The organism is Aquabacterium lacunae, assembly GCF_004310865.1.
In the GTDB taxonomy this organism is placed as follows: domain Bacteria; phylum Pseudomonadota; class Gammaproteobacteria; order Burkholderiales; family Burkholderiaceae_C; genus Aquabacterium; species Aquabacterium lacunae.
The window spans coordinates 1-26,300 of sequence record NZ_SIXI01000004.1 but is presented as its reverse complement, the minus strand read 5'-3'; the positions used below and the strand labels follow the sequence as shown (position 1 = coordinate 26,300).

Annotated in this window: 25 protein-coding genes, 1 tRNA gene and 2 pseudogenes; 16 read left to right on the top strand and 12 right to left on the bottom strand. The window is 65.9% G+C overall.

Translation table 11 applies throughout. The features are described 5' to 3' along the window. Positions 1-10 precede the first annotated feature (10 nt). The 3 genes and pseudogenes from EYS42_RS10035 to EYS42_RS10025 all read left to right on the top strand — a co-directional run bounded on the left by EYS42_RS10035 (position 11) and on the right by EYS42_RS10025 (position 2,702). Positions 11-1,066, top strand: a complete 1,056-nt coding sequence (locus tag EYS42_RS10035) for a branched-chain amino acid ABC transporter permease (RefSeq protein ID WP_425358886.1) — start codon at positions 11-13, stop codon at positions 1,064-1,066. Then, positions 1,063-1,830, top strand: a pseudogene (locus EYS42_RS10030) (ABC transporter ATP-binding protein); the annotation flags it as partial. The gene EYS42_RS10035 and the pseudogene EYS42_RS10030, both read left to right, overlap by 4 nt. 149 nt (positions 1,831-1,979) lie before the next feature. Beyond that, a complete protein-coding gene (locus EYS42_RS10025; RefSeq protein ID WP_130968037.1) occupies positions 1,980-2,702 on the top strand; it encodes an ABC transporter ATP-binding protein in 723 nt (240 codons plus the stop codon). 48 nt (positions 2,703-2,750) lie between these two features. Here the strand turns inward: EYS42_RS10025 and EYS42_RS10020 are convergent, their stop codons facing one another. Together EYS42_RS10020 and EYS42_RS10015 are read right to left on the bottom strand one after the other, a co-directional pair. Beyond that, the gene (locus EYS42_RS10020; protein WP_130968036.1) at positions 2,751-3,167 is read right to left on the bottom strand and encodes an HIT family protein; all 417 of its coding nucleotides are present in this window, start codon (positions 3,165-3,167) and stop codon (positions 2,751-2,753) included. 51 nt (positions 3,168-3,218) lie between these two features. Next, on the bottom strand, positions 3,219-4,256 hold the full coding sequence (locus EYS42_RS10015; protein ID WP_130968035.1) for a CDP-6-deoxy-delta-3,4-glucoseen reductase: 1,038 nt from the start codon (positions 4,254-4,256) through the stop codon (positions 3,219-3,221). A 75-nt stretch (positions 4,257-4,331) separates the two neighbouring features. Between EYS42_RS10015 and EYS42_RS10010 the strand changes: the two genes are divergently transcribed. Further along, positions 4,332-5,243, top strand: coding sequence for an NAD-dependent epimerase/dehydratase family protein (locus EYS42_RS10010; RefSeq protein WP_130968034.1), 912 nt, complete (start codon positions 4,332-4,334; stop codon positions 5,241-5,243). Between the two features lie 125 nt (positions 5,244-5,368). Then, a complete protein-coding gene (locus tag EYS42_RS10005; protein WP_130968446.1) occupies positions 5,369-6,334 on the top strand; it encodes an SGNH/GDSL hydrolase family protein in 966 nt (321 codons plus the stop codon). Positions 6,335-6,391: 57 nt separating this feature from the next. Here EYS42_RS10005 and nth read toward each other — a convergent pair whose 3' ends face one another. The 8 genes from nth to EYS42_RS09965 form a co-directional block, all read right to left on the bottom strand. Further along, positions 6,392-7,030 carry an endonuclease III gene (gene nth, locus EYS42_RS10000; protein WP_130968445.1) on the bottom strand — a complete coding sequence of 213 codons (639 nt, stop codon included), beginning with the start codon at positions 7,028-7,030 and terminating at the stop codon, positions 6,392-6,394. 72 nt (positions 7,031-7,102) lie between these two features. Beyond that, the gene (locus tag EYS42_RS09995) at positions 7,103-7,324 is read right to left on the bottom strand and encodes a hypothetical protein (protein WP_130968033.1); all 222 of its coding nucleotides are present in this window, start codon (positions 7,322-7,324) and stop codon (positions 7,103-7,105) included. 158 nt (positions 7,325-7,482) lie between these two features. Further along, positions 7,483-8,151, bottom strand: a complete 669-nt coding sequence (rsxB, locus tag EYS42_RS09990) for an electron transport complex subunit RsxB (protein WP_130968032.1) — start codon at positions 8,149-8,151, stop codon at positions 7,483-7,485. An 86-nt stretch (positions 8,152-8,237) separates the two neighbouring features. Beyond that, positions 8,238-9,521 carry a polyhydroxyalkanoate depolymerase gene (locus tag EYS42_RS09985; protein WP_130968031.1) on the bottom strand — a complete coding sequence of 428 codons (1,284 nt, stop codon included), beginning with the start codon at positions 9,519-9,521 and terminating at the stop codon, positions 8,238-8,240. A gap of 283 nt (positions 9,522-9,804) precedes the next feature. Then, a complete protein-coding gene (locus EYS42_RS09980; RefSeq protein ID WP_130968030.1) occupies positions 9,805-10,455 on the bottom strand; it encodes a PEP-CTERM sorting domain-containing protein in 651 nt (216 codons plus the stop codon). A 26-nt stretch (positions 10,456-10,481) separates the two neighbouring features. Beyond that, positions 10,482-12,707, bottom strand: a complete 2,226-nt coding sequence (locus tag EYS42_RS09975) for a PhoX family protein (RefSeq protein ID WP_130968029.1) — start codon at positions 12,705-12,707, stop codon at positions 10,482-10,484. 204 nt (positions 12,708-12,911) lie between these two features. Next, entirely contained in the window at positions 12,912-14,111 is a 1,200-nt protein-coding gene (locus EYS42_RS09970; RefSeq protein WP_130968028.1) for an amino acid aminotransferase, read from the bottom strand. A gap of 121 nt (positions 14,112-14,232) precedes the next feature. Then, a complete protein-coding gene (locus EYS42_RS09965) occupies positions 14,233-15,837 on the bottom strand; it encodes a choice-of-anchor I family protein (RefSeq protein ID WP_130968027.1) in 1,605 nt (534 codons plus the stop codon). A 136-nt stretch (positions 15,838-15,973) separates the two neighbouring features. Here EYS42_RS09965 and uvrB point away from each other — a divergent pair, with 136 nt between their 5' ends. Next, the gene (uvrB, locus tag EYS42_RS09960; RefSeq protein WP_130968026.1) at positions 15,974-18,088 is read left to right on the top strand and encodes an excinuclease ABC subunit UvrB; all 2,115 of its coding nucleotides are present in this window, start codon (positions 15,974-15,976) and stop codon (positions 18,086-18,088) included. Between the two features lie 77 nt (positions 18,089-18,165). Here uvrB and EYS42_RS09955 read toward each other — a convergent pair whose 3' ends face one another. Continuing rightward, positions 18,166-18,393: a hypothetical protein gene (locus EYS42_RS09955; RefSeq protein ID WP_130968025.1), complete on the bottom strand. Its 228-nt coding sequence runs from the start codon at positions 18,391-18,393 to the stop codon at positions 18,166-18,168. Between the two features lie 148 nt (positions 18,394-18,541). Here EYS42_RS09955 and EYS42_RS09950 point away from each other — a divergent pair, with 148 nt between their 5' ends. The 10 genes from EYS42_RS09950 to EYS42_RS09905 all read left to right on the top strand — a co-directional run bounded on the left by EYS42_RS09950 (position 18,542) and on the right by EYS42_RS09905 (position 25,741). Further along, complete coding sequence (locus tag EYS42_RS09950; RefSeq protein WP_130968024.1) at positions 18,542-19,066, top strand: low molecular weight protein-tyrosine-phosphatase; 525 nt, start codon at positions 18,542-18,544, stop codon at positions 19,064-19,066. Positions 19,067-19,296: 230 nt separating this feature from the next. After that, positions 19,297-19,830, top strand: a complete 534-nt coding sequence (gene iscR, locus EYS42_RS09945) for a Fe-S cluster assembly transcriptional regulator IscR (protein ID WP_130968023.1) — start codon at positions 19,297-19,299, stop codon at positions 19,828-19,830. Positions 19,831-19,939: 109 nt separating this feature from the next. Then, the gene (locus EYS42_RS09940) at positions 19,940-21,160 is read left to right on the top strand and encodes an IscS subfamily cysteine desulfurase (RefSeq protein WP_130968022.1); all 1,221 of its coding nucleotides are present in this window, start codon (positions 19,940-19,942) and stop codon (positions 21,158-21,160) included. A 9-nt stretch (positions 21,161-21,169) separates the two neighbouring features. Next, complete coding sequence (iscU, locus tag EYS42_RS09935; RefSeq protein WP_130968021.1) at positions 21,170-21,556, top strand: Fe-S cluster assembly scaffold IscU; 387 nt, start codon at positions 21,170-21,172, stop codon at positions 21,554-21,556. Positions 21,557-21,620: 64 nt separating this feature from the next. Further along, a complete protein-coding gene (gene iscA / locus EYS42_RS09930) occupies positions 21,621-21,944 on the top strand; it encodes an iron-sulfur cluster assembly protein IscA (RefSeq protein ID WP_130968444.1) in 324 nt (107 codons plus the stop codon). A gap of 73 nt (positions 21,945-22,017) precedes the next feature. Continuing rightward, the gene (gene hscB, locus EYS42_RS09925; RefSeq protein ID WP_130968020.1) at positions 22,018-22,545 is read left to right on the top strand and encodes a Fe-S protein assembly co-chaperone HscB; all 528 of its coding nucleotides are present in this window, start codon (positions 22,018-22,020) and stop codon (positions 22,543-22,545) included. A 3-nt stretch (positions 22,546-22,548) separates the two neighbouring features. Beyond that, the gene (gene hscA, locus EYS42_RS09920; RefSeq protein WP_130968019.1) at positions 22,549-24,417 is read left to right on the top strand and encodes a Fe-S protein assembly chaperone HscA; all 1,869 of its coding nucleotides are present in this window, start codon (positions 22,549-22,551) and stop codon (positions 24,415-24,417) included. 14 nt (positions 24,418-24,431) lie between these two features. After that, complete coding sequence (gene fdx / locus EYS42_RS09915; RefSeq protein WP_130968018.1) at positions 24,432-24,770, top strand: ISC system 2Fe-2S type ferredoxin; 339 nt, start codon at positions 24,432-24,434, stop codon at positions 24,768-24,770. Between the two features lie 80 nt (positions 24,771-24,850). Beyond that, on the top strand, positions 24,851-25,576 hold the full coding sequence (gene dnaQ, locus EYS42_RS09910; RefSeq protein WP_130968017.1) for a DNA polymerase III subunit epsilon: 726 nt from the start codon (positions 24,851-24,853) through the stop codon (positions 25,574-25,576). Positions 25,577-25,666: 90 nt separating this feature from the next. After that, positions 25,667-25,741, top strand: a tRNA-Val gene (locus EYS42_RS09905). A gap of 137 nt (positions 25,742-25,878) precedes the next feature. Here EYS42_RS09905 and EYS42_RS09900 read toward each other — a convergent pair. Continuing rightward, positions 25,879-26,214 (bottom strand): annotated as a pseudogene (locus EYS42_RS09900) (IS3 family transposase); the annotation flags it as partial. Between the last annotated feature and the right edge of the window lie 86 nt (positions 26,215-26,300).

Here is a 26,300-nt window from a genome sequence, read left to right as displayed (position 1 = left end):
GGGCATGCACATGAACCGCAAGATCACCTTCGCGCTGTGCGCCGTGGCCCTGATGGTGCTGCCCCTGCTGCTGCAGGGCGTGGGCCAGGCCTGGGTGCGCATCCTCGACACGGCGCTGCTGTACATCCTGCTGGCCCTGGGCCTGAACATCGTGGTGGGCTTTGCCGGCCTGCTCGACCTGGGCTATGTGGCCTTTTATGCCGTGGGCGCCTACATGTTCGCGCTGCTGGGCTCGCCCCACCTGACCGAGAACTTCCCGGCCCTGGCGGCCCTGTTCCCCGATGGCCTGCACACGCCCATCTGGCTGGTGATCCCGCTGGGCGCGGGCCTGGCCGCGATCGCGGGTGTGCTGCTGGGCGCGCCCACACTCAAGCTGCGGGGCGACTACCTGGCCATCGTCACGCTGGGCTTTGGCGAGATCATCCGGGTGTTCATGAACAACCTGGACAACCCGGTCAACATCACCAACGGCCCCAAGGGCATCGACCGCATCGACCCGCTCACGGTGTTCGGGGTCAGCCTCGGTGAGCCCTGGCACGTGGGCGGCTTCACGCTGCCACCGGTCACGCTGCACTACTACCTGTTCCTGGGCCTGGTCGTGCTGGCCGTGGTGGCCTGCCTGCGCCTGCAGGACTCCCGCCTGGGCCGGGCCTGGCGCGCCATCCGCGAAGACGAGATCGCGGCCAAGGCCATGGGCCTGAACACACGCAACCTCAAGCTGCTGGCCTTCGGGCTGGGCGCCACCTTCGGTGGTGTGGCCGGGGTGCTGTTTGCCAGCTTCCAGGGCTTCGTATCGCCTGAATCGTTCAGCCTGCAGGAAAGCATCATGGTGGTGGCCATGGTGGTGCTGGGCGGCCTGGGCCATGTGCCCGGCGTGGTGCTGGGCGCCTTCCTGCTGGCGGCCCTGCCCGAGGTGCTGCGCCATGTGGCGGGGCCCTTGCAGGCGGCCACGGGCGGGCGGCTGGATGCCGCCATCTTGCGGCAGCTGCTGGTGGCGCTGGCCATGATCGGCATCATGCTGGCCCGGCCCCGTGGCCTGTGGCCCGCACCGGAGGGCAAGGCATGAGCGGCGCACCGTTGCTGAAAGTCTCGGGCGTCATCAAGCGCTTTGGCGGTGTGCAGGCGCTCAATGGCGTCGGGCTCGATGTCATGCCTGGCACCGTGCACGGCCTGATCGGCCCCAATGGCGCTGGCAAGACCACCTTCTTCAACACCATCACCGGGCTGGTCACGGCCGACCAGGGCCACTTCGAGCTCAAGGGCCGCCGCTACCGGCCAACCGAAGTGCACCGCGTGGCGCGCGCCGGCATTGCACGCACCTTCCAGAACATCCGTCTGTTCGGTGACATGAGCGTGCTTGACAACGTGCGCGTGGGCCGCCATGTGCGCACGCAGGTGGGCTGGTGGCAGGCCTTGCTGCGCACGCCGGCCTTCAATCGCGAGGAGGCGGCCATCACCGATGCAGCCATGGCCTTGCTCGATTTCGTGGGGCTGACCGACCAGGCCCACCGCATGGCCCGCACCTTGAGCTACGGTGACCAGCGCCGCCTGGAAATCGCACGTGCACTGGCCACCGAGCCCAAGCTGCTGGCCCTCGACGAGCCCGCCGCCGGCATGAACGCCACCGAGAAAGTGGCCTTGCGCGCCTTGATCGAGAAGATCCGTGACCAGGGGCGCACCGTGCTGCTGATCGAGCACGACGTGAAGCTGGTGATGGGCCTGTGTGACCGCATCACGGTGCTGGACCAGGGCCACGTGATCGCCGACGGCCTGCCGGCCGAGGTGCAGAACAACGACGCCGTGATCGAGGCCTACCTGGGCAGCGCCCACCGGGCCTACGACACCCCGCACGACAGCCCCGACAGCGGTGCCCTCGAAGACCCGGAGGAAGGCGTGGACGACCGCGATGACGGCCTGTCCGACCTGCCGGATGCGTCCGACACCCCCTCGGCGCCCCGCTGAAACCGCACCGCACACGCATGAACACGAACACATCCCCTGTGCTGAGCACGCACGATCTCAGTGTGGCTTACGGTGGCATCCGGGCCGTCAAGGGCGTGAACCTGGCCCTGTACCCGGGCGAACTGGTCAGCCTGATCGGTGCCAATGGCGCCGGCAAGACCACCACACTCAAGGCCATCTGTGGCCTGCTCGCGCCACAAGGAGGCGAGGTGCGCCTGAACGGGCAGCCGGTGCATGCCCAAGGGCCCTGGGACCTGGTGGCACAGGGCCTGGTCATGGTGCCCGAGGGCCGCGGCATCTTCGCGCGCATGTCGATCGACGAGAACCTGCGCATGGGCGCCTACCTGCGCCGCGACCGCGACATCGAGACCGACATCGAATCGGTCTATGCGCGCTTCCCTCGCCTGAAAGAGCGCCGCAAGCAGCTTGCCGGCACGCTGTCAGGCGGCGAGCAGCAGATGCTGGCCATGGGCCGTGCCCTGCTGGCCCGCCCCAAGGTGCTGCTGCTGGACGAGCCCTCCATGGGTCTGTCGCCCATCATGGTCGACAAGATCTTCGAGGTGGTGGCCGACGTGTCGGCCCAGGGCGTGACCGTGCTGCTGGTCGAGCAGAACGCCCACCGTGCGCTGGAGATGGCGCAGCGCGCCTACGTGATGGAGTCGGGCGAGATCACCCTGCAAGGCGCGGCCTGCGACCTCTTGGGTGACCCCCAGGTGCAGGCGGCCTACCTGGGGGCCTGAACCTGCGGGGTGCGGCCATGACGCCATGGCCTCGGCACCCGCTTCAGGTCACAGCGCGGCCTTGATCCGTTCGGCCAGGCCCTTGATCTTGTCCATGTCGCCCATGGCCGTGGCATGCGGCTTGCGCAGGTCGGCGATCGAGCCCGGGATCACGTGGATGTGAAAGTGCGGCACGGTTTGCCCCGCGGCGGTACCGTTGAGCTGCATCAGCACGATGCCTTCCACGCCCAGGGCCTTCTTCATGGCCTCACCCACCTGGCGCACCGTGCGCATGCAGGCCTGGGCGCTGTCATCGCTGAGTTCGAACAGGGTCTCGGCCGGCTGCTTGGGGATCACCAGGGCATGGCCATCGACCTGCGGCATGATGTCCATGAAGCACAGCGTGTGCTCGTCTTCGTGCACCTTGAAGCTCGGGATCTCGCCACGCAGGATCTTGGCGAAGACGTTGTTCGTGTCGTAGGACATGGTCAGGCTTTCCGATGAGGGTTGAAGGCGCTGGGCCTGGGCATTGGGCGCTCAGGCCTTGTCGGCCGCGCTGGTGAAGGCGTCGGCATAGAAGAACTCGTCGGGCAGGCCGGCCTGGGCCACGAAATCGTGGCGCGCAGCGGCCACCATCACGGGGGCGCCACAGGCGTACACCTCATGGCCCGACAGGTCGGGCAGGTCGGCCAGCACGGCCTGGTGCACGAAGCCCGTGCGGCCTTGCCAGGCATCGGCAGGCAGGGCTTCCGACAGCACCGGCACATAGCGCAGCCAGGGCAGCTCGGCAGCCTGCTGCTCGGCCCACGCGTGCATGTACAGATCGGCCCGGGTGCGGGCACCCCAGTACAGCACCGCTGGGCGGGTGTTCTGCTTGAAACGCAGGTGCTCGATGATGGCCTTGAGCGGTGCAAAGCCCGTGCCCGAGGCCAGCAGCACCATGGGGCGCTCGCTGTCTTCGCGCACGAAGAAAGTGCCCAGCGGGCCTTCCATGCGCAGGATTTCCTTTTCCTTCATGTCACCGAACACATGGTCGGTGAACAGGCCGCCCGGCATGTGGCGGATGTGCAGTTCGATGCCATTGACGGCCGGGTCTTTCACCGTGTGCGGGGCATTGGCCATCGAGTAGCTGCGGCGGTTGCCGTCTTTCAGGATGAACTCGATGTACTGGCCAGCCCGGTAGCCGAAGCTGTTGTTGGCTGGCAGTTGCAGGTTCAGCACCATCACATCGGGCGCGGCACGGCGCAGTGTGGTCACACGCGTGGGCATCTTGACCACAGGGTTGTCGCCCAGGGCCACCACCTGGCGCGACTCCAGCACGATGTCGCTTTGCGGCGTGGCGCAGCAGGTCAGCACCAGGCCCGCGGCCTCCTCGGCCTCGGTCAGGGCCTTGGCCTGGTGGGCGCCGTGCAGCACACGGCCTTCCACCAGCTTGCATTTGCACGAACCACAGGCGCCGTCCTTGCAGCCGTAGGGCAGGCCAATGCCCGCCTGGAGGGCCGCGCTCAGCACGGTGTCGTCGCGCTGCATGGTGAACTGGCGGCCACTGGGCACGATGGTGACGGAAAAGCTCATGACGCGGTCCTGGGAATCCTGGGAGGCCTCAAAATCGGGCAACCCCTGATTTTCGCTCAAGCCGAAGCCCCCACCATGCGTGCGCCTGCCATCTCTGCCTGCCGAACCTTCCGCCAGACCCGCGTGCTGATCGTGGGCTGCGGCGACGTGGGTCTGCGCGTGGCCACCATGCTGCGCGGCCATTGCCGCGTGCGCGCCCTGACCTCGTCGCCCGACAAGGTGGTCGCCTTGCGCGCGCAGGGCCTGGTGCCCCTGCTGGGCAACCTGGATCAGCCGGCCTCGCTGGCGCGCCTGGCGGGCCTGGCGCCCTATGTGCTGCACCTGGCTCCTCCGCCCGGGCACGGCGCCCACGACCCGCGCACCCAGGCGCTGTTGACCGCGCTGGCGCGCCGGGGGGGCATGCAGGCCCTGGCCTACGGCAGCACCACGGGCGTGTACGGCAACGCGCACGGTGCCGAGTTTGACGAGACCCGTGCCGTGGCCCCGGCCACCGACCGTGCCCGCCGCCGGGTGGCCGCCGAGCGCTGGGTGCGCCAATGGGGCCGCAGCATGGCCCTGCGCCAGGGCACCCGAGCGGGTGTGCTGCGCATCCCGGGCATCTATGCACCCGACCGTGAGGGCGGTGACCCGCGAGAGCGAGTGCGCCGTGGTGCCCCCCTGCTGCGCCCCGAAGACGATGTGTTCACCAACCACATCCATGCCGACGACCTGGCACGGGCCTGTGCGCTGTACCTGTGGCGCGGCAAGCCTCAGCGCACGCTGCACGTGTGCGACGACACCCGCCTGAAAATGGGCGATTACTTCGACCTCGTGGCCGACCGGGCGGGCCTGCCCCGTTGCCCGCGTTTGAGCCGTGCGGAAGCGGCCGCACAGCTCTCCCCCATGCAGATGTCGTTCATGGGCGAATCTCGCCTGCTGCGCAACACCCGCCTGAAAACCGAATTGCGTCTGAGCCTGCACCACCCCCTCGCTCCGGGGGAGTTCTGACGCATTTCACCCCTTGGGATGCCCTCTGAAGGAGGGGCAGGGCGCTGCCTAGGCCGAGCCGGTGATAAGGTGCCGCCAAAGCTGCGGAACCACGCGGCACCACCTTCACCTGGGGAGACATCCGCATGCGCATCACTTCGTTCGTGGCCCGACTTGGCCTGCTGGCTTCGGCCGCTCTGCTGGCTCAGGGCGCACAAGCCGCCAGTCAGCTCGTGGCCTTTGGCGATAGCCTGGTCGACAACGGTAACACCGTTGACTACCTGGACGTCACTTTCCCTGCGTCGCCTTATTACCAAGGACGCTTCAGCAATGGCCCGGTGGCGGTGGAATACATGGCTCAGCAACTGGGCCTGAGCCTGGACGATCGCGCCGTGGGCGGGGCTTACACAGGCAATGGCAATCGCCTGGCAGAGACCAACCCCACCCGCCTGAGCCTGATTGCCAGCACGGGCACACGGCAGCAGATTTCGGCGTACATCAGTGAAAAGGGCGGTGCGGTCGACAGCCAGGCCCTGTACTACATCTGGGCTGGTGGCAACGACTTCTTCACCAACCCCACGGGCGCGACGGTGGCGTCGGCGGTCGGCAACCTGGCGGCCGATGTGTCGGCGCTGTATGCCGCTGGTGCCCGCAACTTCTTCATTCCCAACCTGCCCGATCTGGCCACCACCGCCCCGTCGCTGCAGCGTGACGCCACTTACCAGGCCGGTGCCCGGCAACTCACCTTGGCGTTCAACAGCTACCTGAACAACGCCATGAACGGTCTGGAGACCCAGTTGGTGGGTCTCGATGTCCAGGTCTACGACGCTTACAGCTTCCTGACCACGTTGCGCAACGGCTATGCCGCCCGGGGTTTCAACGTGACCACCCCCTGCCTGGTCACGGGCGCCACACCTTCGCTTTGCAGCAACCCCAGCCAGTACTATCTGTGGGACAACGTGCACCCCACGGCTGGCGTGCACCAGGCCATCGGCACGGCCATGGCCACAGCCGCCATGCCGGTGCCCGAGCCCGAGCAGTGGGCCCTGACCTTCACAGGGCTGGCTGTGGTGGGGTTCATGCGCCGCCGTCAACAACGTCAGGCGGCCTGAGCCTTCCGAGAGGGCCTTGTGCTGTGCTGAAAGGCGCCCTGCGGGGCGCTTTGTCGTTCAGGGCGCCGGCGTCTTGTCCTTGAACCGGCACCAGGTGGCCACACCGCATTCCCAGCAGCGGGGCTTGCGGGCCTGGCACACATAGCGCCCATGCAGGATCAACCAGTGGTGGGCGTGCAGGCGGTACTCGGCCGGGATGCGTTTGAGCAGTTTCAGCTCGACCGCCAGTGGTGTCTTGCCTGTGGCCAGGCCGGTGCGATTGCCGACCCGGAAGATGTGCGTGTCCACGGCCATGGTGGGCTCGCCAAAGGCCACATTCAGCACCACGTTGGCAGTCTTGCGGCCCACGCCGGGCAGGGCTTCCAGGGCCTCGCGTTCACGCGGCACTTCGCTGCCGTGCAACTCGATCAGCATGCGGCAGGTTTCCAGCAGGTGCTTGGCCTTGCTGCGGTACAAGCCGATGGTCTTGATGTATTCGCACAGGCCTTCTTCACCCAGGGCCAGGATGGCTTCGGGGGTGTTGGCCACCGGGAACAGCTTGCGAGTGGCCTTGTTCACACCCACGTCGGTGGCCTGAGCCGACAGCAGCACGGCGGTCAGCAACTCGAAGGGCGTGCTGTATGCCAGCTCGGTCTGGGGCTCGGGGTTGGCGGCTTGCCAGGTGGCGAACATCGGGCCGATGTCGGCCGGCTTCATCGGTAGGCTCATGTGCCGATGATGGCACAGCCTGTGGGCATCAAGGGGGCCGGCCAAGCACCGGGCTGAGGCTCAGCCGGCGGCGTAACCTTCCAGAGGCTGCTGGGACAAAACCTGGTGACTGCGTGATTTGGGGTAGCGGTCGCGCACGATCTGCACGGCGCCCTTGGGGGTATCGGCCAGCACTTTCAGAACGCGTTGAACTGCCTGCTGGGACGGCGACACCATGACCAGGGCTGACACCTCGAACAGGCGCAGTGCAGGTTCAATGGCCAGGTTCATCAATGCTCTCATGCGCGACTCCTCATTTCCTGTTGCACCTGTGCGGTGCTGTTGTGCGTGCATGATGCATTTTTCAGGCCACACATGACAGGGTGATGACCCCAATGCGCTTGTATTCCTCCAGATGAGGGATGCCGGACGGTCAGGGGGGGCAGCGCGCGACTCGGCTTTCAGCCGGTCGGGCTCTGGCGTCGGGCCCGGGCGCGGGCCATGGCAGCTTCCACCACGGCGCGTTTGCGGGCCAGTTCGGCCTCGTCATTGACCTTGGTGAGTTCGGCCAGGTGCTCCAGCTTGTGGGCGGCCTTGGCCTCCAGCCGAGCCTCTTGCTCGGCTTTGAGGCGGGCGCGGCGGGTGTTGCGGGCTTCGTAGGCGGCGCGCGCCTTCTCGGCCTCGATCGGGCTCCAGGCGGCCCAGCCAGTGGGGTGGGGCTCATGTGTGTGTGCTGGCACCAGGCTGATGCAGTCGACCGGGCAGGCCGGGATGCACAGCTCGCAGCCCGTGCAGTCGGCCTCGATCACGGTGTGCATCTGCTTGGGCGCCCCCACGATGCAGTCCACGGGGCAGGCCTCGATGCACTTGGTGCAGCCAATGCACCAGGCCTCGTCGACCACAGCCAGAAAGCGCGGGCCCTCAATCCCATGCGCGGGGTTCAGCGGGATCACGGGCCGGCCGGTGGCGCGGGCCAGGCGTTCGATGCCTTCGGCCCCCCCGGGCGGGCACAGGTTGATCTCGGCCTCACCACGGGCCATGGCCTGCGCGTAATGGGCGCAGTCCGGGTAGCCGCAACTGGTGCATTGCGTCTGGGGCAGCAGGGCGTTCAGGGCGTCGGCGTCGAGCATGGGGTGGCGAGTTTACGCCGGTTGGCGCGCACAAAAAAAGGCCCGCACATGGCGGGCCTGTCCTCCGGTGGATTTGCAGTGCCGTGTCAGGCGGCCTTGGCCTTGCTGGCCGGTTTGGCGTTGTGGGTCAAGATGAACTCGCGGATGACCGGGTAGGCCATCTCGCGCCAGCGGCGGCCCGAGAAGATGCCGTAGTGGCCGGCACCTTCCACGATGTAGTGTTTGGCGCGGTTCTTGGGGATGCCGGTGCACAGGTCGTGTGCGGCGGCGGTCTGGCCCGAGCCGGAGATGTCGTCCAGCTCGCCTTCGATGGTCAGCAGCGAGGTGGTCTTGATGTCCTGCGGGCGCACCAGCTCTTCCTTGCCCTGGGGGTTCTTCACCATCCAGGTGCCGTTGACCAGGGCGAACTCCTGGAACACGGTGCGGATGGTCTCCAGGTAGTACTCGGCGGGCATGTCCAGCACGGCGTTGTACTCATCGTAGAACTTGCGGTGGGCTTCGGCGTTGTCGTCGTCACCGCGCAGCAGGTCGAGGAAGTAGTCGTAGTGCGAGTTGGCGTGGCGGTCGGGGTTCATGGCCACGAAACCGGTGTGCTGCAGGAAGCCCGGGTACACGCGGCGACCGGCGCCGGGGTAGTTCGGCGGCACGCGGTAGATCACATTGTTCTCGAACCACTCGAAGCTCTTGTTCATGGCCAGGTTGTTCACGGCCGTGGGCGATTTGCGTGCGTCGATGGGGCCGCCCATCATGGTCATGGTCAGCGGGGTCTTCTCACCGCGGCTGGCCATCAGCGAGATCGCGGCCAGCACGGGCACCGTGGGCTGACACACCGAGATCACGTGGACATTCGGGCCGACCTCACGGATGAACTCCTGCACATAGTTCACGTAATCGTGCAGGTGGAATGCGCCATCTTCCAGCGACACCATGCGGGCATCGGTCCAGTCGGTGATGTACACCTTGTGGTCCTGCAGCAGGGTGCGCACGGTGTCGCGCAGCAGTGTGGCGTGGTGGCCCGAGAGCGGTGCCACGACCAGGATGGACGGCTGCGAACGCATTTTGCTCAGCAGGGCGGCGTCATCGGTGAAGCGCTTGAAGCGCAGCAGGCGGCAGAATGGGTTGGTCTTGACCACCTGCTCCTGCACCACCACCTCGGTGCCGTCCACATTGACGGCATTGATGCCGAAGGCGGGCTTTTCGTATTCCTTGGTCAACCGGTGGGCCAGGTCGAAGCCCGCCGCCACGCGCTGGGCTTGCGGGATGTGCGCCATGGGCGACAGGGGGTTGCTGTACAGCTTGGCGGCTGCACTCGCAAACTCCGAAAAGGGGCTGAGCCAGGCGCGGTTGGTTTCGTACAGTTGGTAGAGCATGGGTGACCTCAGGAACGTGTCGGGAACGGCCAAAGCCGTGACAGATCATTTTTGCTGCATTGCAACATGAATCTTAAAACCCATCATCGCACTGCGCCAAGGGCATGATCCAACGCAATAGGCCTTTTCGGACGTGCTTATTCCGCACCGCAGCATGACTCCCGCAAGCTCGGGGTGCGCGATTGAGCACAAAGGGCAGGGTGCCCCCTGATGTCCGATGTTTCCGGACAAGAAAAAAGCCCATGCCGCAAGGCATGGGCTGGACACTGAATACCTTGTGGCTTCAGCCTGTGCGGCGGCGAGCGGCAACCCAGGTCACACCGACACCGGCCATCAGCAGGGCGAGTGCCTGGGGTTCCGGCACGGCGCTGACGGTCAGGTTGTCCATCACGAACGTGCCATCGGCCACCGCAAAGCCGTGGATGTCGGCGGTGGCGCGCTGGAAGCCCAGGAATCGGCCTTCGTCGTAGCCGAACTCGTCGGTGTCGATGCTCACGGTCTGGGTTTCCAGCACGTTGCCATCGGCGTCATAGGCCAGCAGGGTCAGGCGGTTGGTGATGCCAGCCACCTGGTTCTGGTTGAAGAATGCGCCGACCCGCTGCGCGGGGGCCGCGAAGCTGAAACCCAGTTCACCCCGAGGGCTGACAAAACGGGTGGCCAGGAAAGTGCCGTCGCGATGAATGCCGTCGCCCAGCACGGTCCAGGTGCCGTTGGTGCCCAGGGCCTGGGCGTTGGCACCCACTTCCACGTTCGGTGTGCTGGTCAGGGTGATGCCATGGCCCAGGCTCAGCGGGCCCGAGGTGATCAGGCCGTCGAACTGGTTGAAGTCGATCACGGTGCCAGCGAAGGGTGCCGAGGCGCTGTCGATCGGGGCGGCCTGCACGTTGGCACCCAGGGTGGCGGCCAGCAGGGCCATGCCAAATTGTCGTTTCATGGGAACTCCTTGTGTTTGCATGGGTGTCAGCTGCCGATCAGGCCGCCGTCGTCCTTGGTGATCACGACCACGCCCGAGCGGGGGCGGCCGGCAGGCAGCGGGGTCACACCGTCGGCCTCGACACGCCACTGGTTCTGAGGCCAGTTCGAGAACTGGGTGGGGTTGGCGGCGGTGGCGTCTTCGCCAGGGTGCTGGATGCCCACGAACAGCGTGCGGCCGTCCGGTGTCATGGTCACGCCCGTCACTTCGCAACGGTTGGGCGAGGTCAGGAAGCGGCGGGTTTCGCCAGTGTTCGGGTCGCAGCACACCATCACGTTGCTGCCGATGTTGACGAAATCACCCGAGCCATCACCCACCTGGTCGGTCTGCACCCACAGGCGGCCGAAGTCGTCGAACCACAGGCCATCGGGCGCACCGTAGTCGGCGCTTCCGTTGGGCGAGTCGATGATGTTGCCCTTGAAGTCATTGCTGCTGTTGGGCGTCTTGCTGGTGGCCACATCGCCAGCCTGCACGAACAGGTCCCAGCTGAACGTGGTGGCCGTGACCGACTGGCCGGCCTCACGCCAGCGGATGATGTGGCCGTGCACGTTGTTGGCGCGGGGGTTGGCGGCATCGATGGCCGGGCGTGCGGCACCCGATGCGCCCGAGCCATCGGTCGGGTTGGTGTAAGGCTGACTGCCGTTGTTGGTGCCACGCTGCGAGTTGTTCGTCAGCGTGCAGTACACCTCGATCTCCTGGAAGCCACCGATGCGGGGGCGCGCGCCGGTCCATTCCGGGCGGTCCATCATGGTGGCGCCCACCGCGTCAGCGGCCATGCGGGTCTTGACCAGGATCTTGGCCTTCACTTCCGCGTCGTTGGCACCCGCGAAGTTGGGGTTGTCGCGCAGGGCCACGCCATCGACGCCGACGGTGCCTGGCTCCAGGGCCAGCCACTGGCCGGTCAGGTTGGCGTCAAAGCGCGCCACATACAGCACGCCACTGTCCAGCAGGTCGCGGTTGGCGGCCTTGTTCGTTGGGTTGTAAGCGCCTGCGCACACGAACTTGTAGATGTATTCGTTGCGCTCGTCGTCGCCCATGTAGAAAGCGATGCGTTGGTTGGCGTCCACCACGTACTGCGCGCTCTCGTGCTTGAAGCGACCCAGGGCGGTGCGCTTGACCGGCACGGCGCGCGGGTTGAACGGGTCGATCTCGACCACCCAGCCGAACAGATGCGGCTCCATCGGGTTCAGGTTCAGGTCGAAGCGGGGGTCATTGACATGCCAGTTGTAGCCAAAGCCACCGGCGCTCAGGCCGTAACGGCGATTGAGCTTGCCGATTTCGGTGCTCACCGAGGTGGACACCGGGCTGGTGCTGCCAAAGTTGCCGTTCCAGTTTTCTTCGCAGGTCAGGTAGGTGCCCCAGGGCGTCATGCCATGGGCGCAGTTGTTGATCGTGCCGTAGGCATAGGTGCCATCGGTCAGGCCGCCCGTGGGGGTGGTCGCCGTGTCGGTGATGGTGTGGGCCTTGGCCTTCAGCAGGGCATGCCCTGCGGCGGGGCCGGACACGCGGCAGAAGGTGTTGGCCGTGATGCGGCGGCCATACGGCGAGTTCTTGACCACCGACCACTGGCCGTTGATGCGGCGCACCTCGACCACCGACACGCCGTGCGCGTTCTGCGACTTGCGGGTCTTTTCCAGGGTGTAGTTGCCGCCGCTGAGGTTGGGGCCGTCCGGGAACAGGATCTGTTCGTGGGTGTACTCGTTGTTCACGCAGATGACACCGCGGTCGCTCAGCAGGGTGCCGCTGGCGCCCGTGAACGGGAAGAAGTGCATGCCGTCGTTGTGCATGCCGAACTGCCGCGCTTGCTGGGCGGCGGTTTCGCTGGCCGTGCCGGTGAAGGCCGTGCCCCCGGGCATGATCGGGTCACCCCAGGCCACCAGCAGCTGGGCGGTGTAGCCGGCGGGCACCGTCACGCGGTCGACCACGGCGGTGGCCGAGCCGCCCAGCGAGGCATTGAGGGCACGGGTGTTGGCGGGCACGTTGGCGAAGCCCATGCCTGCAAAGCCCAGGCTGGGGGCCACCGGTGCAGCCTGCACCGAGCTGACCAGGCCGCCCAGCGTGAGGCCGCCAGCCGAGGCCAGCGCCGAGGCGCTGAGGCCGGTTTTGAGGAACTGGCGACGGTGCGTCTGGACCTGATCCAGCACTTCCCGGATGCCCGGGGCCGTCGATTCAGCCAGCGTGAGGTCGTTGGTGGGGTGGGACATGCCCTTCATCGCAAACTCCGTGGGGTGCAGTGAAACGTCGTCCAGCCGATGGCGGGACACCTGAGTTCATTCACTGTCGCGGTGTGCGATGACAGGCCTGCGGTCAGCCCTTCGAGCGCCTGTGGTCCGAATGGCAGGCGATGAGATGAAAAAAAAAGAGCCCCGAAGGGCTCCCTGGCGGTGAAGTGCGCGACCGTGCAGGCCGCGCAGGCATCACATCACGGCCTTGATGGCGTCGGCCACGTACTTGAGGTTGCCGGTGTTCAGGGCGGCCACGCAGATGCGGCCCGAGTCGACACCGTACACACCGAACTCGCTGCGCAGGCGCTGCATCTGGGGGGCGTTCAGGCCGGAGTAGCTGAACATGCCCTTCTGGCGGGTGATGTAGCTCAGGTCGCCTTGCACGCCAGCGGCCTGCAGGTTCTCGACCAGGGCGCCGCGCATGACCTTGATGCGGTCGCGCATCTCGGCCAGCTCGTCTTCCCACATCTTGCGCAGCTCGGGGCTGGTCAGCACCATGGCCACCACCTGGGCACCGTGGGTGGGCGGGTTCGAGTAGTTGGTGCGGATCACGCGCTTGAGCTGGCTCAGCACGCGGCCGCATTCTTCGGCGGTTTCGCTGACGATGCTCAGGGCGCCCACGCGCTCGCCGTACAGCGAGAAGCTCTTGGAGAAGCTGGTGGACACGAAGTAGCTCAGGCCAGCGTCCAGGAACTTGATGACCACGGCGCCGTCTTCGGCAATGCCGTTGCCAAAGCCCTGGTAAGCCATGTCCAGGAAGGGGATCAGGCCCTGGGCCTTGATCACGGCGATGACTTCGTCCCACTGGGCGTCTGTCAGGTCGTAGCCGGTCGGGTTGTGGCAGCAGGCGTGCAGCAGCACGATCGTGCCGGCTGCAGCAGCCTTCAGCTTGGCGATCATGCCCTCGAAGTTGATGCCACGGTTGGCGGCATCGTAGTAGGGGTACACGTCGACCGGGAAGCCGGCGGTTTCGAACAGGGCGCGGTGGTTTTCCCAGCTGGGGTCAGAGATCAGCACCTGGGCATTGGGCTGCAGGCGCTTCAAGAAGTCGGCGCCCAGCTTCAGACCGCCGGTGCCGCCGATGGCCTGGGCAGTGGCGATGCGGCCGCCCTTGACGGCGGGGTGCTCGGCACCGAACACCAGGCCTTGCACGGCCTTGTCATAGGCCACGATGCCGTCGATGGGCAGGTAACCGCGGGCCTTGGGGGCTTCCGACATCTGCTTTTCAGCGGCGGCCACGCACTTGAGCAGGGGCAGCTTGCCTTGATCGTCGGTGTACACGCCCACGCCCAGGTTCACCTTTTTGGGGTTGGGGTCGGCGTTGAATTGTTCGTTCAGGCCCAGGATCGGGTCACGGGGGGCCATTTCAACGGATGCAAACAGCGAGGCCATGCAAGCAGTCTCCGAAAGTTCGGGGTAGCGGGGGTTTCTGGAGGGGCGCCCGGTGATTTTTGACACCGGACAAACCCTTCATTATCGCCTGTCTTGCGTGGTCGTGGCGTGAAGCCTTGCGTCAGACGGCCGTTTTGGTGCGCCAGCGGCGGATCACAGCACCCAGGCCCAGGGCGGTCAGCAGCAGGCTGTAGGTGCCGGGTTCCGGCACGGCGGCCACGGCGCCCAGGTCGAACACGGTGGTGCGGTTGCCCGTGTTCAGGCTGCCACCCTCGGCCGACCAGGCCAGGTAGTAGCGCCCTCCCTGCTCGAAGGCTTCGAGGCCTTCGGGGGCTTGCTGCCCGCTGGCCACCAGCAGGCGCAGGAAGCTCACCTGCGTGGGGTCGGTCACGTCGAAGGCGGCCACGGCCGACTGGGTGGTGCGCTCCAGGCCGACGAAGGCGATGGTGCGGCCGTTCAGGGTCAGCACTTCGATGCCTTCGGGCTCGACGCCCTTGTCGCGGCTGCGGTTGTCGTCGTACAGGCCAGCCTCGAAGGCGGCCTTGTCCAGCGTGTCGCCGCTGTCGTAGACCAGGTTGCCGTCGGCATCGCGGATCGAGAAGGAACGTGCGCCAGCGGCCAGCAGGTTGCCGCTGGACGAATCGGTGTTCGACACGCGCAGGTTGGCCAGCTCGCCGGTGCCACCGAAGCTGCTGCCGGCCGAGCGGTCGGCGTCGTCCTCGCGGAAGTCTCCTTCGTTGGCCATCAGCACATAGGTCTGGCCGTTGCGCTCCATGGCGGCCATGCCATCGGGCATGTACAGGCCCTTGGCGTTCACGTTGCTGAACTTGACGGTGCCATTGTTCAGCGGGTCGATGCTGTTGCCCGCGGCGCCGAAGTCCTTGGCGCCCAGGCCCACCACCTTGCTGAAGGTGCCGGTCTGCAAGTCGAGCACGCCCATGCCGTTGGCCTCTTGCAGCGACACATAGGCCTGTGTGCCCGCGCGGTTCACCGCGATGTATTCCGGTTCGGCGTCCATGCCGGTGTTGGTGCGCAAGTGGCTGCCCGTGGTGGGCACGCCGCCCAGGGTGGCCGTGGCCGTCACGGTGCGGGTGCGCACGTCGATGATGCTGACGCTGCCGGCCGGGTCTTGCGCTGACAGGCCGTAGTTGCGGTGCCCGCCCGAATCGGCCAGGCGCGCGCCATAGCTGCTGGGCGTGCCTTCGTTGGCCACCAGCACACGGCTGCCGTCGGGGGTGAAGGTCAGCATGTCGGGCAGGGCGCCCACGGTCACGCTGCCAGTGAGCTGCCGGGTGCGCGTGTCATAAAACTGCACGGTGCCTGGGCTGGTGCGCGCGCTGGCTTCCAGGGCCAGGGCGGCCACGCCGTTGTGGATGGCCACGCTGTTGACGCTGCCGAAGGCGCTGGTGTTGATGTGGTCGATGCGGCTGCCGGTGGTGGCGTCCAGCACGTCGATGCCGGTCACACCCGACACCCACAGCTGTCCGTTCACGCGGTCATGCGCCACGATTTCCGACAAGAAACCGGCGGTTCCGCCGTTGTTGGCGGCGTGCACGTGGGTCCAGGCCAGCGAGGCGCCTTGCAGCACGTTCGAAAAGCTCTGGGCCTGGGCCGTGGGGGCCAGGGCGGTCAGGGCCAGGGCAGCCACCAGCGACAGGCGGGTCGACAAACGAGCGGGCAGGCAGGCGGGCAGGCGAGCGTGCAAGGGCAGGGCGCGAGACTTCATGGTGATTCCGTGACGACAGGGTGACAACCGGGTGATGACAGCGTGCAGATTGCGCACGCTCCGTGAAACTGGCATGACAGCCCGCAGGAACCCCCGGCCCTGCGGGGGTGTCCGCAAAGCGCGTACATTCAAGGGCATGACCCAGCCGTCCGACGCCACGCCGGCCGCTCCCGCCAGCGGCACCTTCGTGTCTTACCCTGATTCGCCGTTCGAGTTGTTCCAGCCCTATCCGCCGGCGGGCGACCAGCCCACGGCCATCGGGCAGCTGGTCGAGGGCATCGAAGACGGCCTGAGCTACCAGACCCTGCTGGGCGTGACCGGCTCGGGCAAGACCTTCACCATGGCCAACGTGATCGCCCGCGCGGGGCGCCCGGCCATCGTGTTCGCGCCCAACAAGACCCTGGCGGCCCAGCTGTACGCCGAGTTCCGCGAGTTTTTCCCCAAGAACGCGGTCGAATACTTCGTCAGCTACTACGACTACTACCAGCCCGAAGCCTACGTGCCGCAGCGCGACCTGTTCATCGAAAAGGACAGCGCCATCAACGAGGCCATCGAGCAGATGCGGCTGAGCGCCACCAAGAGCATCCTGGAGCGGCGCGACGTGGTGATCGTGGCCACCGTGTCGGCCATCTACGGCATCGGCAAGCCGGAGGACTACACCAAGATGCGGTTCATCGTGCGCGTGGGCGACAAGATGGACCAGCGTGACGTGATCGCGCAGCTGATCCGCATGCAGTACAAGCGCAACGACATGGATTTCGGGCGCGGCACCTTCCGCGTGCGGGGCGACACCATCGACATCTTCCCGGCCGAACACAGCGAGCTGGCCCTGCGCCTGGAACTGTTCGACGACGAGGTCGATTCCCTGGCCCTGTTCGACCCGCTCACCGGCAAGATCCGCCAGAAGATCCCGCGCTTCGTGGTCTACCCGTCCAGCCACTATGTGACCCCGCGCGAGCAGGTGCTCAATGCCATTGAGGGTATCAAGCACGAGCTGAACGAACGCGTGAAGTTCTTCGTGGCCGAAGGCAAGCTGGTCGAGGCCCAGCGCATCGAGCAGCGCACCCGGTTCGATCTGGAAATGCTGCAGGAGATCGGCCACTGCAAGGGCATCGAGAACTACACCCGCCACCTGTCAGGCGCCAGGCCGGGTGATGCGCCGCCCACGTTGGTCGATTACATGCCGCCCGACGCGCTGATGTTCCTGGACGAAAGCCACGTGATGATCGGGCAGCTGGGTGCCATGTACAACGGCGACCGCTCACGCAAGACCACGCTGGTGGAGTTCGGCTTTCGCCTGCCCTCGGCCCTCGACAACCGGCCGCTGAAGTTCGAAGAGTTCGAAAAGAAGATGCGCCAGGTGGTGTTCGTATCGGCCACGCCGGCCGCCTACGAACAGGCACACGCCGGGGCCGTGGTCGAGCAGGTGGTGCGCCCCACCGGCCTGGTGGACCCCGTTGTGGAAGTGCGCCCGGCCACCCACCAGGTCGACGACGTGCTGCAGGAGATCCGCATCCGCGTCGAGAAGAACGAGCGCGTGCTGATCACCACGCTGACCAAGCGCATGGCCGAGCAGCTGACCGACTACCTGACCGAAAACGGCGTGAAGGTGCGCTACCTGCACTCCGACATCGACACGGTCGAGCGCGTGGAAATTTTGCGCGACCTGCGCTTGGGCACTTTCGATGTGCTGGTGGGCATCAACCTGCTGCGTGAGGGCCTGGACATCCCCGAGGTGTCACTGGTGGCCATCCTCGATGCCGACAAGGAAGGCTTCCTGCGCGCCGAGCGCAGCCTGATCCAGACCATCGGGCGTGCGGCGCGCAACCAGAACGGTCACGCCATCTTGTATGCCGACCGCATCACCGAATCCATGCGCAAGGCCATGGGCGAGACCGAGCGCCGCCGTGCCAAGCAGATCGCGCACAACGAGGCGCATGGCATCACGCCGCGCACCGTGAGCAAGCAGGTCAAGGAGCTGATCGACGGTGTGATGTCGAACGCCGCCAAAGATGACCTGCGCGCCGCCGAACAGCTGGCTGCTTCGGTGGCCGATGCCGGTGCGCTCAGCGAGAAGGACCTGGGCAAGCGCATCAAGCAGCTGGAAAAGGACATGCTGGAAGCCGCCCGCAACCTGGAGTTCGAGAAGGCCGCGCGCCTGCGCGACCAGCTGTCTCTGCTGAAGGAGCAGGCCTTTGGCGCTGCCGGGGGCGACCACATCGTGCCGATTTCGGCTGGCAAGCGGGCCTGAGGCTGCTTGCGGCGATCTGGACACAGCCATGACAAAGGGCCCCCGCAGGGGCCCTTCGGCACACGCAAGGCGCGTGTTCAGCCGCGCGAGAACAGGCGGCTGGCGGCCAGGCCACCGCGGGTGCACAGGGCCACGATGGCGGCCACACCGGCGATGCTCACCCAGCTGGGCAGGTCGGTCGAGGCCAGTGGCTCGCTCAGCAGGCCAATGGCCAGCACCAGGCCGGTCAGGAAACCGAGGATCACGCCCACCTTTTCCAGTTCGACGGCGGTGTCGTGCTTCAGCGAATCGATCGTTTGAGCCATGATGACCTCCAGGAAGTCAGTGAATTGATGCAGTGCAGTGTACCCAGATCGCCTAGGGTTTACACCAGTAATTAAGTGTAAACCCTCTGAACGCGGGGCATTCACCGTTCAACCTGTTGTTTTCCGTGTTTTTTGCAAGGTGGAAGTCATGGCGCCTTACCGGGTTCTGTTTGTCTGCATGGGCAACATCTGCCGCAGCCCCACGGCAGAGGCGGTGCTGCGCCACCAGCTGGCGCTGGCGGGGCTGGAAGGCTTCGTGGAGGTCGATTCGGCGGGCACGCATGCCTTCCATGTGGGTGAAGCGCCCGACGCCCGCAGCCAGCAGCACGCCGCCCGTCGCGGTTACGACTTGAGCGTGCTGCGCGCGCGACGCGTGGCCCCGTCTGATTACGAGCGTTTCGACCTGTTGCTGGCGATGGACTGGGACAACCTGCATTTGCTGGAAAACGGGGCGCCGAACGACCCGGCCATTCGTCGCAAGCTGCGTCGCCTGGTCGACTACCTGCCGAAAGACTCGCCCCACGCGGGTGCCCAGGCGGTGCCCGACCCGTACTACGGCGGTGAGGCCGGTTTCGAGCACGTGCTGGACCTGGTGGAAGCGGCCTGCGCCGGGCTGGTGGCGCAGTTGACAGCGGCCATGCCCTACCGAGGGCGAGAAGGCGCCGACCACTGACGTGGGACGCGGCAACCGAGTGCCTCGATAGGCCTTGGCTATCGTGTCAATCAACGTAAACCAAGGGAACTCCCTTGCATAAGGTTGACCAAAACGGTGGGGTACTCTAAAATCGAGTCATTCAGTCGGGAATTGATGGCCCCCTCCGATCCGGCGATCCCGGACCGGGCACATTCAGGTAAACCCTAGCCAATCACAGGGTCATTGGCGCCCCCGACAAGGAGATCAGCATGCGTTTGACCACCAAAGGCCGTTTCGCCGTCACGGCCATGATCGACCTGGCGCTTCGGGAGCACACCGGCCCCGTCGCCCTGGCTGCCATCAGCCAGCGCCAGCAGATTTCGCTGTCCTATCTGGAGCAGCTGTTCGGCAAGCTGCGCCGCCATGAGCTGGTAGAGAGCACCCGCGGTCCTGGCGGCGGGTACTCGCTGGGCCGCAAGGCCGAAGACATCACGGTGGCCGACATCATCGTGGCCGTTGACGAACCCATCGACGCGACAGGCTGCGGTGGCAAGGAAAACTGCATGGGCGATGACGGCGGCCGCTGCATGACGCACGACCTCTGGACCAGCCTGAACGCCAAGATGATCGAGTACCTCGATTCGATCAGCCTGAAGAAGCTGGTGGAAGACCAGCTGGCCAAGGGCGTGTCCATCGAGGCGCAGCCGATCAAGCGTGCCATCTCCACGCAGCCGGTGGTCAAGCCCATCAAGGTCACGGCACCGAACTCGGTGTTCGCCCTGGGCACGACCCTGAGCAAGTAAGGGCCAAGGGCCTTCAAAGGGCCCTGAGGCTCGATAATTGAAGGTTTTGTGAAACGCTGTGCCGATGGCCTGAGCCGCCGGTGTGGCTGAAACGATTGAGAGTCCGACCATGGACATGACCCCGCACTTTCCCATCTACATGGACTACGGCGCCACCACGCCGTGCGACCCGCGTGTCGTCGACGCCATGATCCCCTGGCTGCGCGAACACTTCGGCAACCCCGCCTCGCGCACCCACGCCTACGGTTGGGAGGCGGAAGAGGCCGTCGAGAAGGCCCGCACCCAGGTGGCCGACCTGATCGGCGCCGACCCGCGCGAGATCGTCTGGACCTCGGGCGCCACCGAATCGAACAACCTGGCCATCAAGGGCGCGGCGCACTTCTACCAGTCGCGTGGCAAGCACATCATCACGGTCAAGACCGAGCACAAGGCCGTGCTGGACACCGTGCGTGAACTGGAGCGCCAGGGCTTCGAGGCCACCTACCTGGACGTCAAGGACGATGGCTTGCTGGACCTGGACGTGCTCAAGGCCGCCATCCGCCCGGACACCATCCTGATCTCGGTCATGTACGTGAACAACGAGATCGGTGTCATCCAGGACATCCCGGCCATTGGCGCGCTGTGCCGCGAAAAGGGCATCGTGTTCCATGTGGACGCGGCCCAGGCCACCGGCAAGATCGACATCGACATGGCCCAGCTGCCCATCGACCTGATGAGCCTGGCCTCGCACAAGACCTACGGCCCCAAGGGCATCGGCGCGCTGTACGTGCGCCGCAAGCCCCGCGTGCGCCTGGAAGCCCAGATGCACGGCGGCGGCCACGAGCGCGGCATGCGTTCGGGCACGCTGCCCACCCACCAGTGCGTGGGCATGGGCGAGGCCTTCCGCATCGCCAAGGAAGAAATGCACGCCGAGAACGAGCGCGTGCGTGCCCTGCGTGATCGCCTGCTGGCCGGCCTGCAAGGCATCGAGCAGATCTTCGTGAACGGTGACCTGAATCAGCGCATTCCCCACAACCTGAACGTGTCGTTCAACTACGTGGAAGGCGAGTCGCTGATCATGGGCATCAAGGGCATCGCCGTGTCGTCGGGCTCGGCCTGCACCTCGGCCAGCCTGGAGCCCAGCTACGTGCTGCGCGCCCTGGGCCGCTCTGACGAACTGGCGCACAGCTCGCTGCGCATGACCATCGGCCGCTTCACCACCGAGGAAGAAGTCGACTTCGTGGTCAACACCCTGAAGGACCGCGTGGCCAAGCTGCGCGAGTTGTCTCCGCTGTGGGACATGTACAAGGACGGGATCGACCTGAGCACGATCCAGTGGTCTGCACATTGAGGTAAGAAAATGGCATACAGCGACAAGGTCATCGACCATTACGAAAACCCCCGCAACGTCGGTTCGTTCGAAAAGGGCGACGAGACCGTGGGCACCGGCATGGTGGGCGCGCCCGCCTGCGGCGACGTGATGAAGCTGCAGATCAAGGTCAACCCCAGCACCGGCGTCATCGAAGACGCCCGCTTCAAGACCTATGGCTGCGGCTCGGCCATTGCGTCGAGCAGCCTGGTCACCGAGTGGGTGCGTGGCAAGACCCTCGACGAAGCCCTGGCCATCAAGAACACCCAGATCGCCGAAGAGCTGGCTTTGCCCCCGGTCAAGATCCACTGCTCGATCCTGGCCGAAGATGCGATCAAAGCCGCTGTCAGCGACTACAAGACCAAGCATGCAGCCTGAACTCAACTCCTGCACCAGTGGCCCTGAAAAGGGCCCGCTGCCCGAGATGGCCGGCAACGACAACATGTCGGTGGGCCTGACCGAGGCTGCGGCGCGCCACATCACGCGCTACCTGGGCCGCCGTGGCAAAGGCGTGGGCGTGCGCCTGGGCGTCAAGACCACGGGTTGCTCGGGCCTGGCCTACAAGATCGAGTACGCCGACGAAGTGAACCCCGAAGACGTGGTCTTCGAGCAGCTGGGCGTCAAGATCCTGGTCGATCCCAAGAGCCTGCCCTACATCGATGGCACCGAGCTCGATTTCGTGCGTGAAGGCCTGAACGAAGGCTTCAAATTCAACAACCCCAACGAACGTGACCGTTGCGGTTGTGGGGAATCGTTCCGCGTCTGAGCCGACACGATCGGCACAGGCCTTGCGACACCTGAAGCCTCACCCCTGGTGGGGCTTCGCACTTTGAACCGCCATGAACATCGACGCCGATGATTTCACCCTGCTGGGTCTGCCCCGCACCTTCGCGCTCGAACGCGCGCAGCTGGATGCGGCCTGGAAGAGCCTGCAGGCCCGCGTGCACCCCGACCGATTCGCGGCCGAGGGCGCGGCTTCGCAGCGCGTGGCCATGCAATGGGCCGTGCGCGTGAACGAGGCGCACCAGCGTCTGAAAGACCCGCTCAAGCGCGCTGCCTACCTGTGCGAGCTGGCCGGTGTGCCCGTGAACGCCGAGAACAACACGGCCATGCCCGGCGCCTTCCTGATGCAGCAGATGCAATGGCGTGAAGCCCTGGAAGAAGCCGGTTCGGCCGCCGACGTCGAAGCCCTGCAGGGCGATGTGCTGGCCGACCGCAAGGCCCGCATCGCCCGCGTCACCCAGCTGCTCGATGGCACCCCGCCGGCCGATGCCGCGAGTGCCGCGCAGGAAGTGCGCGCGCTGATGTTCATCGACCGCCTGCTGGAAGAGGTGGACAGCCGCCTCGAACAGTACGAAGACCTCTGACCCATGGCCCTCCTGCAAATCTCCGAACCGGGGCAATCGCCCGACCCCCACCAGCGCCGCATCGCGGTGGGCATCGACCTGGGCACCACGCACTCGCTGGTGGCCTCGGTGCGCCACGGCACCCCGGAGTGCCTGCCCGACGAACAGGGCCGCGTGATCCTGCCCTCGGCCGTGCGCTACTTCCTCGATGACCAGGGCCGCACCCGGCGCCAGATCGGCCACGACGCCATGGCTGCCGCGGCCGACGACCCTGTCAACACCATCGTGTCGGTCAAGCGCTTCATGGGCCGCCGACTGGCTGACCTGCCCGATGCCGGCAAGTTGCCCTACCAGTTCGACGACCAGCCCGGCATGGTGGCCGTGCAGACCGTGGCCGGTGCCAAGAGCCCGGTGGAGGTCTCGGCCGAGATCCTGGCCAGCCTGCGCCAGCGCGCCGAAGACACCTTCAACGACGACCTGTTCGGTGCCGTGATCACGGTGCCGGCCTATTTCGACGACGCCCAGCGCCAGGCCACGAAAGACGCGGCCCAGATGGCTGGCCTGAACGTGCTGCGCCTGCTCAACGAACCCACGGCCGCGGCCATCGCCTACGGCCTGGACAACGGCGCCGAAGGCCTGTACGCCATTTATGACCTGGGCGGTGGCACCTTCGACATCTCGCTGCTGCAGCTCAGCCGCGGGGTGTTCGAGGTGGTGGCCACCGGCGGTGATTCGGCCCTGGGCGGTGACGACATCGACCACGCGCTGGCCGAGGCCGCCCTGGCCCTGGCGGGCCTGAAGGCCGTGACGCCGCAGGACAAGCGCGCTGTGCTGGTGGCCGCGCGCACCGTGAAGGAAAAGCTCTCGACCGATGGCAGCGCGCACCTGAGCGTCAAGCTGTCGGGCGGCATGCTGTCGGAGTTCATCACCCGCGAGCAGCTGGCGCAGCTGGCCAAGCCCCTGATCGACAAGTCGCTGGCCGCGGTCAAGCGCGTGCTGCGCGACGCCAAGATCAAGCCCGACGAGGTCAAGGGCGTGGTCATGGTGGGTGGTTCCACCCGCATGCCCGCCGTGCGCGACGCCGTGGGCGCCTTCTTCGGCCAGACGCCCCTGACCGACCTGAACCCCGACGAGGTGGTGGCCCTGGGCGCGGCCATCCAGGCCAACCAGCTGGCGGGCAACAACCAGCAGGGCGAGCTGCTGCTGCTGGACGTGCTGCCCCTGTCGCTGGGCCTGGAAACCATGGGCGGCCTGGTCGAGCGCATCATCCCGCGCAACACGCCCATCCCGTGTGCCCGCGCGCAAGACTTCACCACCTTCAAAGACGGGCAGACCGCCTTGGCCGTGCACGTGGTGCAGGGCGAGCGCGAGCAGGTCGAACACTGCCGCTCGCTGGCGCGTTTCGAGCTGCGAGGCATCCCGCCCATGGCCGCGGGCGCCGCACGCATCCGCGTGACCTTCCAGGTTGACGCCGACGGCCTGCTGAGCGTGTCGGCCCGTGAGCAGCTGTCGGGCGTGGAGGCCTCGGTGGTGGTCAAGCCCAGCTACGGCCTGAGCGACGACCAGGTGGCGAACATGCTGCGAGAAGGCTTTGCCACCGCCAAGGAAGACATGAAGGACCGCGCGCTGCGTGAGGCCCGTGTCGATGCCGAACGCATGCTGGAAGCCACCCGCACCGCACTGGCCGCCGACGGCGACCTGCTGAGCGCCGAACAGCGCGCCGAGATCGACGAGCTGATGGCCCAGATCGGTAGCCGCTGTGACCGGGGTGACCTGCACGCCCTGGAGGCCGCCACCCAGGCCCTGGCCAAGGGCACAGAAGCCTTTGCCGCCGAACGCATGAACCGCAGCATCCGCCAGGCCCTGTCAGGCCGCCAGGTGGACCAGCTCTGAACACGAGATTCCCGATGCCCATCATCAAGATCCTGCCCCACGCCACCCTGTGCCCCAACGGTGCCGAACTGAAGGTGGCCCCTGGCACCACCATCTGCGAAGCCCTGCTCGAAAACGACATCGAAATCGAGCACGCCTGTGACATGAGCGCCGCCTGCACCACCTGCCACGTGATCGTGCGCCAGGGCTTCAGCAGCCTCAACGAGATCGAAGAGACCGAAGAAGACCTGCTGGACCGCGCTTGGGGTCTGCAGCCTGACTCGCGCCTGAGCTGTCAGGCCATCGTGGCCGGCGCCGACCTGACCGTCGAGATCCCGAAGTACACGATCAACCACGCGCGCGAGAATCACTGACCCCCAAGCTCGCTTTGCTCGCGTCCCCCTGAGGGGGAGCGGCAGGCTTGGGGCGGCCCGTCGCCTGCCTCATCACCGACATGACCCGCCAGATCTTCCTTGACACCGAAACCACGGGCCTGAGCCCTGAGTCCGGCGACCGCATCATCGAAATCGGTTGCGTGGAAATGGTCAACCGGCGCCTCACGGGCCGGCACCTGCACTTCTACATCAACCCCGAGCGGCCCAACCACGAAGACGCCGTGCGCATCCACGGCCTGACCGACGAGTTCCTGGCCGACAAGCCCGTGTTCGCCACCCTGGTCGACGAGATCATGGCGTACTGCGCGGGCGCCGAGATCGTGATCCACAACGCGGCCTTCGACCTGGGCTTCCTGAACGCCGAGCTCAAGCGACTGGGCCGTGGCCTGTTCACCGACCACGTGTCGGGCGTGATCGACACGCTGGTGATGGCCCGCGAGATGTTCCCGGGCAAGAGCAACTCGCTCGACTCGCTGTGCAAACGCCTGGAAGTGGACAACAGCCACCGCACGCTGCACGGCGCCCTGATGGACGCCGAGTTGCTGGCCGAGGTGTACATCAACATGACGCGCGGCCAGGACGCGCTGCTGATGGACGCCGACAGCGAGGGCGACAGCCAGGGGCAGGGCGGCAGCCAGTTCACGGCCATCGACTACAGCCAGTTCCAGCTGCCCGTGGTGGAGCCCACAGCCGAAGAGCAGGAGGCTTTCCAGAAGGCGTTGCAGGATCTCGACAAGGCCGCTGGCGGAAAAAGTTTGTGGACATCGCTGGAAACTGTGCTATAGTCTAGTTCTTCGCTGATCACTGCAGAAAACAACGTAAAACGTGTTCAAGCAGTGAAAATCAGCAGGTGGCCACAGGCCCGAACCAGTTTCGGGCGGTTAGCTCAGTGGTAGAGCACTGCCTTCACACGGCAGGGGTCGCAGGTTCGAACCCTGCACCGCCCACCAAGAAAATCAAGCACTTAGCAGCGATGCTAAGTGCTTTTTTCTTGCCCGTTTCAAAATTTGGGACAATTTTGGGACAGTGGGGTAGCAGTCAGGCTTGGCACTCGCACTCAACCACCACATGAATCGCCCCGGCTTCCCTAGACACTCTTGAGTCGCTGGGATTGACGTCGTTCGAACTCTACCGGAGACAGTCCTTCGGCAGTGCCATGACGGCGTCGCGGGTTGTAGAACATCTCGATGTAGTGAAAGACATCGCTGCGGGCCATATCCCTGGAGGGATAGATCTGGCGCCTGATTCGCTCGCGCTTGAGCAACTGGAAGAAGCTCTCGGCCACAGCGTTGTCATGGCAGTTGCCGCGACGGCTCATGCTGGCCACCAGGTTGTGGCTCTTGAGGAAGTCCTGCCACTCGTGGCTGGTGAATTGGGCGGATTGTTGAATCACGAGCAAAACTGAGCCACTGAAGGGTCTCCGTCACGTCCAATTTTGAGCCACGTTATCCACCTACCCTGCTGTTTTTTGCAGCAGCGGGGGGCAGGAGTGATCAACGTGAGCACATT

Bases quoted from the DNA above. Each gene is read 5' to 3' on its own strand.
- EYS42_RS10035 (WP_425358886.1), top strand. From the start codon at position 11: ATGAACCGCAAGATCACCTTCGCGCTGTGCGCCGTGGCCCTGATGGTG.
- EYS42_RS10025 (WP_130968037.1), top strand. From the start codon at position 1,980: ATGAACACGAACACATCCCCTGTGCTGAGCACGCACGATCTCAGTGTG.
- EYS42_RS10020 (WP_130968036.1), bottom strand. From the start codon at position 3,167: ATGTCCTACGACACGAACAACGTCTTCGCCAAGATCCTGCGTGGCGAG.
- EYS42_RS10015 (WP_130968035.1), bottom strand. From the start codon at position 4,256: ATGAGCTTTTCCGTCACCATCGTGCCCAGTGGCCGCCAGTTCACCATG.
- EYS42_RS10010 (WP_130968034.1), top strand. From the start codon at position 4,332: ATGCGTGCGCCTGCCATCTCTGCCTGCCGAACCTTCCGCCAGACCCGC.
- EYS42_RS10005 (WP_130968446.1), top strand. From the start codon at position 5,369: ATGCGCATCACTTCGTTCGTGGCCCGACTTGGCCTGCTGGCTTCGGCC.
- nth (WP_130968445.1), bottom strand. From the start codon at position 7,030: ATGAAGCCGGCCGACATCGGCCCGATGTTCGCCACCTGGCAAGCCGCC.
- EYS42_RS09995 (WP_130968033.1), bottom strand. From the start codon at position 7,324: ATGAGAGCATTGATGAACCTGGCCATTGAACCTGCACTGCGCCTGTTC.
- rsxB (WP_130968032.1), bottom strand. From the start codon at position 8,151: ATGCTCGACGCCGACGCCCTGAACGCCCTGCTGCCCCAGACGCAATGC.
- EYS42_RS09985 (WP_130968031.1), bottom strand. From the start codon at position 9,521: ATGCTCTACCAACTGTACGAAACCAACCGCGCCTGGCTCAGCCCCTTT.
- EYS42_RS09980 (WP_130968030.1), bottom strand. From the start codon at position 10,455: ATGAAACGACAATTTGGCATGGCCCTGCTGGCCGCCACCCTGGGTGCC.
- EYS42_RS09975 (WP_130968029.1), bottom strand. From the start codon at position 12,707: ATGAAGGGCATGTCCCACCCCACCAACGACCTCACGCTGGCTGAATCG.
- EYS42_RS09970 (WP_130968028.1), bottom strand. From the start codon at position 14,111: ATGGCCTCGCTGTTTGCATCCGTTGAAATGGCCCCCCGTGACCCGATC.
- EYS42_RS09965 (WP_130968027.1), bottom strand. From the start codon at position 15,837: ATGAAGTCTCGCGCCCTGCCCTTGCACGCTCGCCTGCCCGCCTGCCTG.
- uvrB (WP_130968026.1), top strand. From the start codon at position 15,974: ATGACCCAGCCGTCCGACGCCACGCCGGCCGCTCCCGCCAGCGGCACC.
- EYS42_RS09955 (WP_130968025.1), bottom strand. From the start codon at position 18,393: ATGGCTCAAACGATCGATTCGCTGAAGCACGACACCGCCGTCGAACTG.
- EYS42_RS09950 (WP_130968024.1), top strand. From the start codon at position 18,542: ATGGCGCCTTACCGGGTTCTGTTTGTCTGCATGGGCAACATCTGCCGC.
- iscR (WP_130968023.1), top strand. From the start codon at position 19,297: ATGCGTTTGACCACCAAAGGCCGTTTCGCCGTCACGGCCATGATCGAC.
- EYS42_RS09940 (WP_130968022.1), top strand. From the start codon at position 19,940: ATGGACATGACCCCGCACTTTCCCATCTACATGGACTACGGCGCCACC.
- iscU (WP_130968021.1), top strand. From the start codon at position 21,170: ATGGCATACAGCGACAAGGTCATCGACCATTACGAAAACCCCCGCAAC.
- iscA (WP_130968444.1), top strand. From the start codon at position 21,621: ATGTCGGTGGGCCTGACCGAGGCTGCGGCGCGCCACATCACGCGCTAC.
- hscB (WP_130968020.1), top strand. From the start codon at position 22,018: ATGAACATCGACGCCGATGATTTCACCCTGCTGGGTCTGCCCCGCACC.
- hscA (WP_130968019.1), top strand. From the start codon at position 22,549: ATGGCCCTCCTGCAAATCTCCGAACCGGGGCAATCGCCCGACCCCCAC.
- fdx (WP_130968018.1), top strand. From the start codon at position 24,432: ATGCCCATCATCAAGATCCTGCCCCACGCCACCCTGTGCCCCAACGGT.
- dnaQ (WP_130968017.1), top strand. From the start codon at position 24,851: ATGACCCGCCAGATCTTCCTTGACACCGAAACCACGGGCCTGAGCCCT.